The sequence below is a fragment of the Acinetobacter lwoffii genome, from assembly GCF_019343495.1.
Taxonomy (GTDB): Bacteria; Pseudomonadota; Gammaproteobacteria; order Pseudomonadales; family Moraxellaceae; genus Acinetobacter; species Acinetobacter lwoffii_P.
On sequence record NZ_CP072550.1, the window covers coordinates 90,202 to 103,230 of the forward strand.

A 13,029-nucleotide genomic window follows, 5' to 3' on the forward strand; every position below is an offset into this window, starting at 1 on the left:
CAACAGACCCTACTTAAAAATTCTTTAGCTTTAATGGATTTTTAAATTAAGCTGAAATTAGCTTTATTTTCCTTTATAGTTACCATGACCAAATCCTGCTTTTTATAAAGCGGGATTTTGTTATATGTGATATTCAATATGTTCCGGACAATTAAGTTATGACTTTCCAAAGTTTTGAAGTAGTACATGTGGTTGCTATGGACAACCAACGTTGTATTGGTAAGGATAACGATCTGCCTTGGCATATTTCTGCTGATTTAAAACACTTTAAAGAAATTACCCAAGGTGGGGTAATTATCCTTGGTCGTAAAAATTTTGATTCGATTGGTCGTCCGCTTCCTAAACGTGTAAATTGGGTAATTACTCGAAACCATAATTGGAATTTTGACGGCGTTAAAGTTGCACATTCAATCGAAGAAGCCTTAGAGAAATCTATTCCTGACGTTCAAGCATCAGAGAAACCAAATACAATTTTTATTATTGGTGGTGGTGAGATTTTCAAGCAAACCATCAATATTGTGGATCGACTAGAGCTTACTCATGTTGATTTAAATGTTGAAGGTGATATTTTTTATCCTAAAATTCCAAATGATTTTGTGAAGATAGCGTCAGAACAACATATTGATGACAAAACCGGCATTGCTTTTGAGTTCGCAACCTACAGAAAATAAAACCTATTTCTCATGAAAAAGTGATGATGCAGGGACGCGAATATATCTCCAGACATTGGAGTCTGTGGCTGCTGGGCAGCCTGTTTACTTTATTCGTCATTCTGTCGAGCCTGTGGCTCAGCCTCATGCTGTGGGTTCATCTTCCCATCGGCAAAATCGGCAGCTTGATACTGATTGGACTCTGGCTGACCTTTGCGCTGGTCGTTCTCGGGATTTATTTCACCCGGCATCTGATCTCCCGCCAAGTGGATAGCGTTCTTTATCTTCTGGCCTTTTTATTCTGTTTGCTAGGATATTTCAGTCTGGAAGCGCGTCAGGATCGAGAGTGGAATCCTGAGGTTTCCCAGCTTCTGCATTATGAGCAGCAAGGCGATCAGGTTACCTTACACAATATCCGCAACTTTGACTGGCAGGCCGATGGTCGCTATATCGAACGCTGGGAAAGCCGCAGTTTTGATCTGAATCAGATTACTGGCGTGAACATCATTACTTCCTACTGGATGGGGCCTAAAATTGCCCATACCCTGGTCAGCTTCGATTTTGCCAATCAAAAGCCACTCACCTTCTCGATTGAAATCCGCAAGGAAAAGAATGAAGAGTTTTCAGCGATTGGTGGCTTTTTCCGAAAATATGAACTGAGTCTGGTCGCATCGGATGAAAAGGATATTGTCTATACCCGTAGCAATGTCCGTGGTGAACAGGTCTATTTTTTCCCAGTCAAAATGCCGCAAGCTCAGGCTAAAGCGCTATTCAAGGAATATCTGCGTCAGGCCGATGAGCTGGCCCAAAAGCCAAAATGGTACAATACCCTGACCAGTAATTGCACCACACTAGTCTTTGATATGGTTCAGGCGATATCGCAACAACAGCTACCCTCAGATTACCGGTTGCTGGCCTCCGGCTATTTACCGAATTATCTCTATGATCTTAAAGTACTAGAACAGTCTTGGGATATGCACACTTGGTATCAACGGGCACATGTCAATCCACGGGTAGAACGCACCGCTAATCTCTCCAGTCAGGACTATTCACGCCTGATCCGGCAGGGCCTACCAAAACCCGACATGCGATAACTGTGTAGCAAATCCACTTCAATAAAGATACAAAATCAACTGGAACCTTGATCATTTTTTTGTTTATATACAAATAGCTAGTCAATGATCAGAGTATCTCTCATGCTAAAAAAATTAACTGCAATCGCGATTTTAGGCTCGGTTCTAACGGTCATGGGCTGCGAAACTGTGCCCAATACAGCCACGACACAAACCGCGAATCATTTACAACTTTTGCAAAATCGTACTTGGATTGCGACCCAGATTGGTAATACTGAAATCAAGACTGCGCCAACCGCACGCAATGTTCCGAGTCTGCAATTTGATGCCAGTACCCAGCGCGTTTCAGGTTCAGATAGCTGTAACCGGATTATGGGCAGCTACACAGCAGCAAAAGATACGCTGACCCTGAGTCAAATGGCTACTACCCGTATGGCTTGCATGAACAACGATCAGCTTGATCAGAAATTTAATGAAGCTTTAGCTAAAGTGACGCATTATCAGGTATTTGCTAAAACCTTAAAATTACTGGATCGCCATGGAAATCTCTTGATCCAGCTGGAAAGTGCTGTTCAGCCGCGTTAATACTTCCCTACAAAAAGCCTGTATGGACAGGCTTTTTTATCTTTCATACTGATGAGCTGGAATTTAACCATCAGCCCGATTGAGTTATTTAATTGAATGAGGAATCAACCATGCAACAGGCACTTTTCGGTGGGGGATGCTTTTGGTGTACTGAAGCCGTATTTTTACAGATTCAGGGAGTTCAGCAAGTCGTCAGCGGTTACGCAGGTGGGCACACAACTTAAACATTCATAATTAAGGTCCACACATTGAGCAGCTGTCTTCCATGGTTGTTTTTTCGTTTTTTGAGGTGCAAAAAAGTCAAATTCAGCATGTGTGGGTTCTGGCCAGACGATCGGTAAATTGTCACGCCGAGCAATTAAGAAAAATCTATTTCTCAATGTCGGTGCACCATAGTCGCATGCTCGTAGTTCACGATATTCGACCGTGTACCCTTGGTACCTGAGCGCATTCACGAAACAGTTAAACGTTCGCCCTTTCCGCTTTAAAATCGGTTTACCGTTCTTATCCAAATCACCCCATTCAACAAACTCAACCACGTTTTCAAGCATGATGATTCGTGGTCGAACTGTTGCAGCCCACCTTAAAGCAATCCAAGCTAAACCGCGGATCTTCTTGTTTAACGGCTTGCCACCTTTCGCACGGCTATGATGTTTACAGTCTGGACTAAGCCAAACCAAGCCAACAGGTTGATTGCCCGTAATCTTTACAGGGTTAACATCCCAAACACTCTCGCAGTAGTGCTTTGTTTTTGGATGATTGATGCGATGCATGGCCAAGGCTTTCGGATCATGATTAATTGCAATATCAATCGGTCTACCGAACGCACGTTCTAAACCAGTTGATGTACCGCCACCGCCAGCAAAGTTATCAACGATTAATTCATGTGGAAGCAAGTTATACATAGAAATTCCCTCTTACAAATGCCCCTTTATGGCTTAGATCTCTTAATTCATGCGGTACATCTTCTGGAGACAGATACCTATAAGCATGAATAACCTTGCTCAGATTCATACAGCCACCCCCATGCTTTCAACGGCACTTTCTAATGTTTGATGTGCTGAATAATCATCACAGTCGTAATAATCGTCATCGATCAAATTAGAGATGTCGTAGTCACTCAAACCGCTATTTAAACAGCGACTCAAAAGCTCAGGATCTAAACGATCATACTTGTTGCAAATCGTCATTAACGAATTGCTATGTGCGTTGTTTGCCGTGAAAAATGAGTATGCAAAACCTTCAGGCGTTACGCTTCTAGCATTCTTAGTCGCAATACTATTGCCACCGTATAGGCGGTGCATTTTAGAGCCCTCAACAGGTTCAACAGGTGCAATTGGTAGGTCGGCATTGAAACGGCCCCACAATAATGTTTTCTTTGTGTATGTATCACCAAAATGAAACGGATCAAACGACAGACGCCACGGCGACAACCCGGTTAAGCTCGCAATACGCCCTACTGGATTCTCAATTGCCCAAATATTCGGTTTAAAAAATTCAATTGTTCTTAAAGTTTGGTACACCAGCTCAATACTGCTTAACGTGCGACCATCAGCATCTTTGGCAGTAAAATGTCTTGCACCAGAAACAGCAAAGTCTGTACATGGGCATGCAGCTAAAATCGCATGAACGTCCAAACCATCAAAGCATGCAAAAAGCTCGTTAAAGAATTCCACGCTGAAGTTATTAATATCGCCAAAATAAGGATCTGCCTGTATATCAAACCGAAATACTTGATAGCCAGCATCAACCCATGGTTGTGACCATGTGCCAGACAAATCAAAAAGAGAAAGGACAATTTTTTGGTTGTTTTGGTTGCGGATCGTTGGATCTAGATATTGGTTAAACGCAACGTTTTTCCATTGTTCTAAACGTTCTAATGCGGAAGATCTGGACATCCAGCCATTAGCTTCAACATATGCTTGTGATTTCTTATTTAAGCGAACAACTTCATTCTTATGCGGTGCATCAAAGATGTTTGAAATCTTAAACTCAGCATCAATAAAACTACTTCTTGCATCCAATAAAAGAGAGATGGATCCGGAAATTTGAACAACTCCTATAAGTGATACTCTGCTCCTCAAATGATGTTATAAACATCAATATATGGAGTATTTTATGGCACGTAGACCAAGAAGAAATCATTCAAACGACTTTAAGGCTAAGGTAGCACTTGCTGCGATCAAAGCAGAAAAAACACTTGCTGAATTGAGTTCTGAGTTTGATGTTCATCAAAACCAAATTATTGACTGGAAAAATCAATTGATCTCAGCTTCCTCACAAGCTTTCGATCAATCAAAAGCTCCATCAGAACCTCCCATTGATCTTAAAAAGTTACATGCAAAAATCGGTGAGCAGGCATTAGAAATTGATTTTTTAGAAGGTGTGTTGAAGAAACTGGGCCGCTTCAACCACAAAAGTTAATCGATCACTCACTTCAGATTTCAGTATCTAAACAAGCTAAGTTACTGAAAGTCTCTCGTGGTTGTTATTATTATCGCCCAAAACCTGTTAGCTCATCAGATCTGAAGCTGATGCGATGTATTGATGAATTACATATGCAATATCCTTTTGCAGGCAGTCGTATGATGCGTGATTTGTTGAATCGTCAAGGGCATCATATAGGACGACGTCATACACGTACTTTAATGAAGAAAATGGGTATTCAGGCGTTATATTGCAAACCAAATTTAAGCCAGGCTAATCAAGCTCACCGTAAATATCCATATCTGCTCAAAGGATTGGCTATTCAGCGCAGTAATCAAGTGTGGTCTACTGATATAACGTATATCCCTATGGCAAAAGGCTTTGTTTATTTATGTGCTGTGATTGATTGGCATAGCCGCAAGGTACTTGCGCATAGGGTATCGATTAGTATGGAGGTGGATTTTTGTATTTCGGCTTTAAATGAAGCGATTGAAAAATATGGATCACCTGAAATATTGAATACAGACCAAGGCAGTCAGTTCACCAGTGATGCATTTATTGATGTATTGAAATCAAATGGCATTCAAATCAGTATGGATGGTAAAGGTCGATGGGTAGATAATGTGATGGTTGAACGATTATGGCGGAGCGTTAAATATGAAGAGGTGTATCTCAAAGCTTATAGCAGTGTCACAGATGCGAAAAAGCAATTGAGTGCATATTTTGAGTTTTATAATCTGAAACGACCTCATTCGAGTCTAGACAAAATGACACCAAATGAGTTTTACTATGATCAGCTACCCCAACAAAACAAGGTGGCTTAACTAGAGCGGAATATCACTTATAAATACGCTTTTAGTTGTTCAAACAAGTGGAACCACCTCTGTTTACAGTTGATGAGTGGAATCTTTTTAAACAAGGATATGCTGAATTTGTAACGCTGACAGATCTTGAAAAAGAATATTGGTTTATTGCAATTGAGCATATTTTTGTAGATGAGGTTATTTGGTTAATGGCAGATTTTTCTGAAGGATGGAAAATGCAACATCAATTAGGAATTTATTCATCAATATTCAAATGTATATTGACCCCTAGTGTACTGCAACAATATGATTTAGAAATCAATACTTAGCTTTAAGATTTTATGTCATCAAACCAGTGAAAATGAAAACCTTCCGTTTTTTATTTTATAAGTCACTATTTTATTAACTTAGAATATTTAAATCGAATGATTTAAATATTCGTTTAATACAATGCCTACTTCACTTATATAGTTTAAGCAAAATGTCACTTTAGTAAGCTCTTCACCAGTTAATCTAAACTTTAGTTATACCGCTATTTATCATTTAACTGTATGAGCTTAACCCTATTCAAAGATGGAAATTATGAAAAAAAGTCGTTATTTAGTTAGCTCAGCTGGCATTATGACTGTGCTACTAATAGGCTGCTCAAAATCAGAAAATGCAGAGCATCATTCAGCAGATGCACCGTTAGCATCAGTAAGTGTAATGACTGCCCAAACACAATCAATAAATCTGATTGAAAATCTCCCTGGGCGTGTCACTGCATATCGTATTGCTGAAATTCGCCCTCAGGTTGGTGGCATAGTAGATAAAGTTCTATTTAAACAGGGTACTTATGTACATGCAGGTCAACCACTTTTTAAATTAAATTCTGAAATATTTCAGGCTGATGTCAAAAGTAATAGAGCAACTTTACATCGTGCTGAGGCTGAAGTAACACGCCTTCAAATTTTGTTAAAACGATACGCTGAACTGGTGACAGTTAATGCAATTAGTAAGCAAGAATATAACAATACTGAAGCAGAATATCAGAAAGCAAAAGCTGATGTTACTCAAATGGAAGCGATACTTTCACGTCAACAACTTAACCTAAAATATGCAACAATTACATCGCCAATATCTGGAATTATTGGTGAGATTTTAGTGACTGAAGGTGCATTAGTCAGCCAAGGTGATACTAAAGCCATGGCAGTAGTACAGCAAATTGATAAAGTGTATATCGACGTAAAACAGTCAATTACTGATTATGAAAAAATACAGGAAGCATTACAACAAGGGAATTTGTCAAATGCTAGCCATAACGTTGAAATACTAAATAGTCAAGGTAAGCCATACGATGTAAGGGGTGAAATTTTATTTTCAGACACTAAAGTAGATCCCGATACTGGTGATGTGACTATCCGTATTTTAGCGAATAATCCTAGTCAAAAATTGCTTCCCGGCATGTATGTCCGTATCAACATGAGCCGAACAAAAGTTGATAATGCGATTTTAGTGCCAGAGCAAGCTATCCAACATGATATTAGTGGTAAGGCGAATGTAACTATTATCAACCAAAAAGAGCAAGCACAAAGTAAAACTGTGCAACTGGGTCAGCGTTATCAAAATAGTTATGTAGTCACGCAAGGTATAAATGCGGGTGAAAAAATCATTGTCGAAGGTGTAGACCGTATTCAACCTAATCAGCGACTAAAAGTAAAACAATGGCAAGCACCTATAACGAATAATGAAAATGGGGGGCAGCAATAATGTCTCAATTTTTCATTCGTCGACCAATTTTTGCTTGGGTCATCGCCTTATTTATTATTTTATTTGGTGTATTAAGTATACCTAAATTGCCAATTGCACGCTTTCCAAGTGTAGCTCCACCACAAATTAGTATTACAGCAATGTATCCTGGAGCTACACCAAAGACGCTCAATGACAGTGTTGTAACACTTATTGAAAGAGAAATGTCAGGTGTTAAGAATTTACTGTATTACAGTTCAAGTTCAGATACCTCTGGTAGCGCTACTGTTACTGCTACATTTAAGCCTGGTACAGATGTAGAGCTTGCTCAAGTTGATGTTCAAAACAAAATCAAAGCAATTGAGTCGAGACTACCTCAACCTGTTCGACAACAAGGGCTTATGGTTGATGCAGCTTCATCTGGATTTTTGATGATCATAGGTCTGAACTCCCCTAATCATCAATATTCTGAAATAGACCTAAGTGACTACATGACACGACACGTCATTGAAGAAATCAAGCGAGTTGATGGGGTTGGGAAAATCCAGAATTTTGGAGCTGAAAAAGCTATGCGCATTTGGGTCGATCCAAATCGTTTAGTATCTTATGGTCTGAGTATTAAAGACGTAAATACGGCTATTCAAAATCAAAACCTCCCGATTTCACCTGGTCGTATAGGTGATACACCTGCCCTCAAAGGACAGCAAATTACGATTCCATTAACAGCACAAGGGCAATTGGAGACTGTTGAACAATTTAAAAAAATTAGTTTACGTTCGAATAAAAATGGGGCAACTGTACTGTTATCAGATGTGGCTCATATTGAGGTTGGTGCGCAGTCTTATAGTTTTGCCATTTTAGAGAATGGTAATCCATCTACAGCAATAGCAATACAAATGAGTCCCAATGCAAATGCCGTTAAAACTGCTGAAGGGGTAAAGGCAAAAATCAACCAATTGAGTACTTCATTACCTGATGGAATGAAATTCTCAATCCCTTATGATACTGCACCATTTGTTAAAGTTTCTATTCAAAAAGTAATTACAACATTAATTGAAGCCATGGTTTTAGTCTTTATTGTAATGTTCATATTTCTTCATAATGTTCGTTATACCTTAATTCCAGCTATTGTTGCTCCCATAGCATTGCTAGGAACGTTCTCTGTAATGCTACTTGCTGGCTTTTCTATCAATGTCCTAACCATGTTTGGTATGGTGCTGGCGATTGGGATCATTGTAGATGATGCCATTGTAGTGATTGAAAATGTGGAAAGAATCATGGTATCAGAAGGCTTGTCCCCTGCAGATGCCACCTCGAAGGCGATGAAAGAAATTACGAATCCGATTATTGGTATTACTTTGGTTTTGGCTGCAGTATTTTTACCAATGGCTTTAGCAAATGGTTCAGTAGGGATTATTTATCGCCAATTCACTATCACAATGTCAGTTTCGATTTTATTCTCAGCATTCCTAGCCTTAACTTTGACACCTGCTTTATGTGCAACCATGTTGAAACCAATAGATAAAAATCATGTGAAAAAAGGTGTTTTTGCTTGGTTTGATCGAAGTTTTGAAAAATTAAATAATCGATATGAACATGGTTTATTTAAAGTCATTAAACATAAAAGAACGGCTATGCTATTTTTTATAGGCATTGTTGTTGCACTTCTTTTTTGTTTTAAACAAGTACCTACTGCATTTATGCCAGAAGAAGATCAGGGTTGGTTTATGACATCAATTCAACTTCCTTCTGATGCCACACAAGAACGTACCAAAAAAGTTGTTACTGAATTTCAGGAACATCTAAATAAAGAAGTTGGTATTCAAGATAATATGGCGATCTTAGGCTTTGGATTTAGTGGTTCAGGGCAAAATACAGCAATGTATTTTACCAATTTACTCCCCTTTGAGGACCGTAAAATTACTGCCCAACAAGTCGTGGATAATGCGAATACTGCAATGGCTGACAGCTCGGAAGGCCAAGTAATGTCTGTATTGCCTCCAGCAATTGATGAATTAGGAAGCTCTTCTGGATTTTCATTACAATTGCAGGATGTAGGAAATATTGGCATGCAAGCATTAGCACAAGCCCAAGATCAATTACTCAGTTTATCAACTCAAAGTAAAAAAGTTGTAGATGTTTACTCTGATGGTTTACCAGATGGAAATTCTGTACAACTCAAAATTGATCGTGAAAAACTACAAATATTAGGTGTTAACTTCAGTGATGTTACCGATATCATTTCTACTTCAATGGGTTCAATGTATATCAACGATTTTCCAAATCAAGATCGTATGCAGCAAGTTATTGTTCAACTTGATGCCAAATCACGTATGAGTATTGATGATATTTTACAAATCAAAGTAAATAGTCAAAGTGGTAAACTGATTTCTATGTCTGAGATTATTACTCCAGTTTGGCAATACTCCCCACAACAATACAATCGTTACAATGGTCGTCCATCTTTAAGTGTTACGGGTAGTCCAGCACCTGGTATATCTTCTGGTCAAGCAATGTCAGAAATGGAAAATTTAATCAAACAACTTCCAAAAGGTGTGGGGTATGAATGGAGTGGTATTTCTTTAGAAGAAAAACAGGCTGAATCGCAAACTATATTTTTATTACTTCTATCTATGCTCGTAGTATTTCTTGTTTTAGCTGGGTTATATGAAAGTTGGTCCATCCCTCTTTCTGTTATGTTGGTTGTACCTCTAGGGCTTATAGGTGCATTTATAGCTGTAATGATAAGAGGTATGCCCAATGATATTTTCTTTAAGGTTGGTATGATTACCATCATTGGATTATCAGCGAAAAATGCCATTTTAATTGTTGAATTTGCTAAGGCTCTCCGAGAAGATGGGATGAGTTTAGTTAAAGCAACCGTTGAAGCTGCAAAATTGCGCTTGCGTCCAATCTTAATGACTTCTTTAGCATTTACATGCGGAGTTATTCCTTTAGTTTTTGCAAGTGGTGCGAGTTCTGAAACCCAAAAGGCTATAGGTACTGGCGTATTTGGAGGAATGATCAGTGCAACTCTTCTTGCTTTAGTGTTTGTCCCTATTTTTTTCATTATTGTTATGGGAACTGTTGATAAATTTTCTAAACAAAAAGGATCAAACTAATCTATAAGCTTTGTGGGTTAGAAAAAAAATAACTCACTTTGCATTGATCATATTTAAATTCTTGTTTTATCCATAGCACTAACCTATTAATTTTAAAAAATAATAGGTACTGGCTAAATAGCAAATCGATACATATCTTTTTCATAGAGGAAATATGATTTTAGTAAGTTCTTGTCTGGCTGGCTTAAAGGTACGTTATAACGGGACGCATAGCTTAAACGAAAAAATCGAAAAATTAGTCAAAGATGGAAAAGCTACTATGGTATGTCCAGAGATTCTTGGCGGTTTATCAACACCACGCGAACCTGCCGAGATTTCGGGAGGTAATGGCGATGATGTCTTAGATGGAAAAGCCTGTGTAATTGAAAAATCAGGAAAGGATGTGACTTCAATCTATATTGAAGGGGCATATAGAACTTTAAAAAAAGTTCAATTATTAAAAGCTACTCTGGTAGTGCTTAAAGAAAATAGCCCTTCATGTGGTAGTTCAATGATTTACGATGGTCAATTTAATGGGAATAAGATCTATGGCAATGGAGTTACCTCCGCTTTGCTTAAACGTCATAATATAAAAGTCATTTCAGAAGAAACTTTTTGGCAACTTTTACCCTAGTTCCTCCGCTTTTATTTAAAATCTTCATGCAACTCCAACCACGCCCCCCTTTGCAATATCAAGTCTCTTCGGTATTTAGAGATATAGTGAGGTAATAATCTAAGAAGCATATCCATTACTTCCACATCAGTTAAAAAGTAGTGGTTCAATTTTATGCTGTAATTCTTTAACAATTTTAGCAAGCTGATCATGTAAAACTAACCAACATTGCTCATGACCTTGCCCAATATATTCATCTATTATGAGTTGCAAAATGTCTTGATCTATCTGACTTAAGAATTCTAAAAACCATGTCGCAGCAACATCCTTGGCAACTATTGTTTTATGATCTAATGTATAAGCTATACGGCATAGCGCTAAAATTTGATTACATTCATCCTGATCGTCTTTCCAATGAGCAATAATTTGTGGATAAGTTTTTTGCATGGCAAATATTAATTGTTCATAGCTAATTGGATTTAACCAATCGCAAATATCAGGTCCAAAGATAGTAATGTTATGTAATTGGGCAGTTTTAAGTAAAATACTAATATCTGGATCAGATTGACTATAAAGTAATTCACCTTTGAGTAATTCTTCTCTCAACCACTCGCCATATTGTAGCTGATATGTATATGGATGATTTTTATTGGTAATACTCCCTTTTTCTAATATCGTAATTTCTAAGGCACGCGCTGTAGCATGACCAATCGGAACAGATATATTTAGAAAATTCTGCGCTAATTGTTTTCTTTCCTGATCGGTAATTTCACGTTCAATAATAACTAAAATATCAAGATCACTTTTATGTTTTAAACCACCATCAACATACGAACCATATAAATAAATAGCATAAAGCTTATCTTTAAAATTTTTTTGTAAAAGCTGTTTTACACTTTCAACTTGGCGACACTCTTCATCATTTAAGCTTTGCATATGATTTTTAATTTAAAAAAATAAGTAATGAATTCATAGAGCATTATACAGAACACTGGCTAACATAGCCAGTGGTATTAAAAGGAATTTTAAAGGTTGAGCCATATTCCACTACACCAAGTTTTAAGCGTTGTGCTTATTTAATTTAATTATAGTGAAAAAGTTAGCTTATAAATTTTAAAAAAAAATTAATGACCATGGTTTTTATTAAAATATCTATATAGACAATTAAGCTAATTAGGTGGGCAATTATGAATATGTTGGTAAATATAAAAAGAGAAGTGCAAGCATCTGAATTAGACTTTATTGAAGTCGAAAAGCTAATTTTGCAATGCGAAAAAGCAAAATCGTCAATAAAGGTTATTTATGAAAGCATCAAAGATATTGAACTTGATGCTTACCAGATTGTGAGTGCAATCACCCGAAAATCATATTCATCATCATTCAATACTGAAGAATCTGCTTTAAAACAAATATCGTCATGCTTCTGGAGGAAGTTAACTGAGATCATCAATCTTAGAAACTTTATATCTGAAAAAGAATATGATGCGTTGTCAGATAAAATTGCTCGTCATGAAATTGAAGATTTCACGATGGATAACGTGAATGTATTTTTAGAATCTATCTGGTCTACGCGCCACATGGCATATGCTCGTAAAGTTGATTCATTGTTTTGCCAATTATCAAGCAAATACAAAACCAATCTTGGTGCTGGTATTAACCCGTGCGTGATCATTCATCACAATAGCTACCATTCTTATTGCAGACGAGATAATTTAGTGGAAGAAGTACGCTTTATAGCAAGGCAGTTATTTGGCAAGCCTTTAGACCACACTAGATTAGATAAACTCAGGTTAGATCGTGGTATCTGGCATAGCATTGATGATAATTTATTACGCATTAAGATCTACGAAAACGGTAACTGTCATATCTTGTTTAATCAATGCGTAGTTGATCGCATTAACCAGGTATTAAACCTGTTATATCCGAATCAAATTGGCATAGATCCAAATGTAAAACACAAACGCCGTGCGTATGATGAACCCATTTTATAAAGCTCATTAAAAAACCGTCAATTGTTATTGTGGTTTTTTTTTAGATATATACGGTACT

11 protein-coding genes and 2 pseudogenes are annotated in these 13,029 nt (G+C 37.6%); 10 read left to right on the forward strand and 3 right to left on the reverse strand.

Features of this window, described 5'->3' with window-relative positions; translation table 11 throughout:
* The first annotated feature begins 158 nt into the window (after positions 1 to 158).
* The 4 genes and pseudogenes from dfrA41 to J7649_RS14810 form a co-directional block, all read left to right on the forward strand.
* Positions 159 to 671 carry a trimethoprim-resistant dihydrofolate reductase DfrA41 gene (gene dfrA41, locus J7649_RS14795; RefSeq protein ID WP_004729503.1) on the forward strand — a complete coding sequence of 171 codons (513 nt, stop codon included), beginning with the start codon at positions 159 to 161 and terminating at the stop codon, positions 669 to 671.
* Between the two features lie 23 nt (positions 672 to 694).
* Positions 695 to 1,744 (forward strand): Lnb N-terminal periplasmic domain-containing protein, encoded by a 1,050-nt coding sequence (locus tag J7649_RS14800; protein ID WP_077170331.1) that lies wholly within the window; start codon positions 695 to 697, stop codon positions 1,742 to 1,744.
* A 102-nt stretch (positions 1,745 to 1,846) separates the two neighbouring features.
* On the forward strand, positions 1,847 to 2,308 hold the full coding sequence (locus J7649_RS14805) for an META domain-containing protein (RefSeq protein ID WP_033917524.1): 462 nt from the start codon (positions 1,847 to 1,849) through the stop codon (positions 2,306 to 2,308).
* A gap of 110 nt (positions 2,309 to 2,418) precedes the next feature.
* Positions 2,419 to 2,529: pseudogene (locus J7649_RS14810) on the forward strand (peptide-methionine (S)-S-oxide reductase); the annotation flags it as partial.
* Here the strand turns inward: J7649_RS14810 and J7649_RS14815 are convergent.
* Positions 2,527 to 3,213: pseudogene (locus J7649_RS14815) on the reverse strand (DNA cytosine methyltransferase); the annotation flags it as partial. The pseudogenes J7649_RS14810 and J7649_RS14815 overlap by 3 nt on opposite strands.
* A 105-nt stretch (positions 3,214 to 3,318) precedes the next feature.
* Positions 3,319 to 4,332 (reverse strand): class I SAM-dependent methyltransferase, encoded by a 1,014-nt coding sequence (locus tag J7649_RS14820; RefSeq protein ID WP_042893681.1) that lies wholly within the window; start codon positions 4,330 to 4,332, stop codon positions 3,319 to 3,321.
* 82 nt (positions 4,333 to 4,414) lie between these two features.
* Between J7649_RS14820 and J7649_RS14825 the strand changes: the two genes are divergently transcribed.
* The 5 genes from J7649_RS14825 to J7649_RS14845 all read left to right on the forward strand — a co-directional run bounded on the left by J7649_RS14825 (position 4,415) and on the right by J7649_RS14845 (position 11,001).
* A protein-coding gene (locus J7649_RS14825; protein WP_099046175.1) for an IS3-like element ISAba14 family transposase occupies positions 4,415 to 5,559 on the forward strand; the annotation gives its coding sequence in 2 pieces (ribosomal slippage) (positions 4,415 to 4,679 and positions 4,679 to 5,559; 1,146 coding nt in all).
* Positions 5,560 to 5,606: 47 nt separating this feature from the next.
* On the forward strand, positions 5,607 to 5,867 hold the full coding sequence (locus tag J7649_RS14830; RefSeq protein ID WP_038349994.1) for a hypothetical protein: 261 nt from the start codon (positions 5,607 to 5,609) through the stop codon (positions 5,865 to 5,867).
* 253 nt (positions 5,868 to 6,120) lie between these two features.
* Positions 6,121 to 7,287, forward strand: a complete 1,167-nt coding sequence (locus J7649_RS14835) for an efflux RND transporter periplasmic adaptor subunit (protein WP_052232764.1) — start codon at positions 6,121 to 6,123, stop codon at positions 7,285 to 7,287.
* A complete protein-coding gene (locus J7649_RS14840) occupies positions 7,287 to 10,388 on the forward strand; it encodes an efflux RND transporter permease subunit (protein WP_038349993.1) in 3,102 nt (1,033 codons plus the stop codon). The genes J7649_RS14835 and J7649_RS14840 overlap by 1 nt, the downstream gene beginning before the upstream one ends.
* A 154-nt stretch (positions 10,389 to 10,542) precedes the next feature.
* Positions 10,543 to 11,001 (forward strand): 2-thiouracil desulfurase family protein, encoded by a 459-nt coding sequence (locus J7649_RS14845; RefSeq protein ID WP_077170035.1) that lies wholly within the window; start codon positions 10,543 to 10,545, stop codon positions 10,999 to 11,001.
* A 126-nt stretch (positions 11,002 to 11,127) separates the two neighbouring features.
* On the opposite strand, the gene ant(3'')-IId is transcribed toward J7649_RS14845, so the two are convergent.
* Positions 11,128 to 11,916: an aminoglycoside nucleotidyltransferase ANT(3'')-IId gene (ant(3'')-IId, locus tag J7649_RS14850; protein ID WP_038350081.1), complete on the reverse strand. Its 789-nt coding sequence runs from the start codon at positions 11,914 to 11,916 to the stop codon at positions 11,128 to 11,130.
* Between the two features lie 251 nt (positions 11,917 to 12,167).
* On the opposite strand from ant(3'')-IId, the gene J7649_RS14855 reads away from it, so the two are divergent.
* The gene (locus J7649_RS14855; RefSeq protein ID WP_005005990.1) at positions 12,168 to 12,971 is read left to right on the forward strand and encodes a DUF4942 domain-containing protein; all 804 of its coding nucleotides are present in this window, start codon (positions 12,168 to 12,170) and stop codon (positions 12,969 to 12,971) included.
* Positions 12,972 to 13,029 lie beyond the last annotated feature (58 nt).

Excerpts from the sequence above, each read along its gene's own strand:
- J7649_RS14840 (WP_038349993.1), top strand. The coding sequence starts at position 7,287 with ATGTCTCAATTTTTCATTCGTCGACCAATTTTTGCTTGGGTCATCGCC.
- J7649_RS14845 (WP_077170035.1), top strand. The coding sequence starts at position 10,543 with ATGATTTTAGTAAGTTCTTGTCTGGCTGGCTTAAAGGTACGTTATAAC.
- J7649_RS14835 (WP_052232764.1), top strand. The coding sequence starts at position 6,121 with ATGAAAAAAAGTCGTTATTTAGTTAGCTCAGCTGGCATTATGACTGTG.
- dfrA41 (WP_004729503.1), top strand. The coding sequence starts at position 159 with ATGACTTTCCAAAGTTTTGAAGTAGTACATGTGGTTGCTATGGACAAC.
- J7649_RS14855 (WP_005005990.1), top strand. The coding sequence starts at position 12,168 with ATGAATATGTTGGTAAATATAAAAAGAGAAGTGCAAGCATCTGAATTA.
- J7649_RS14800 (WP_077170331.1), top strand. The coding sequence starts at position 695 with ATGATGCAGGGACGCGAATATATCTCCAGACATTGGAGTCTGTGGCTG.
- J7649_RS14805 (WP_033917524.1), top strand. The coding sequence starts at position 1,847 with ATGCTAAAAAAATTAACTGCAATCGCGATTTTAGGCTCGGTTCTAACG.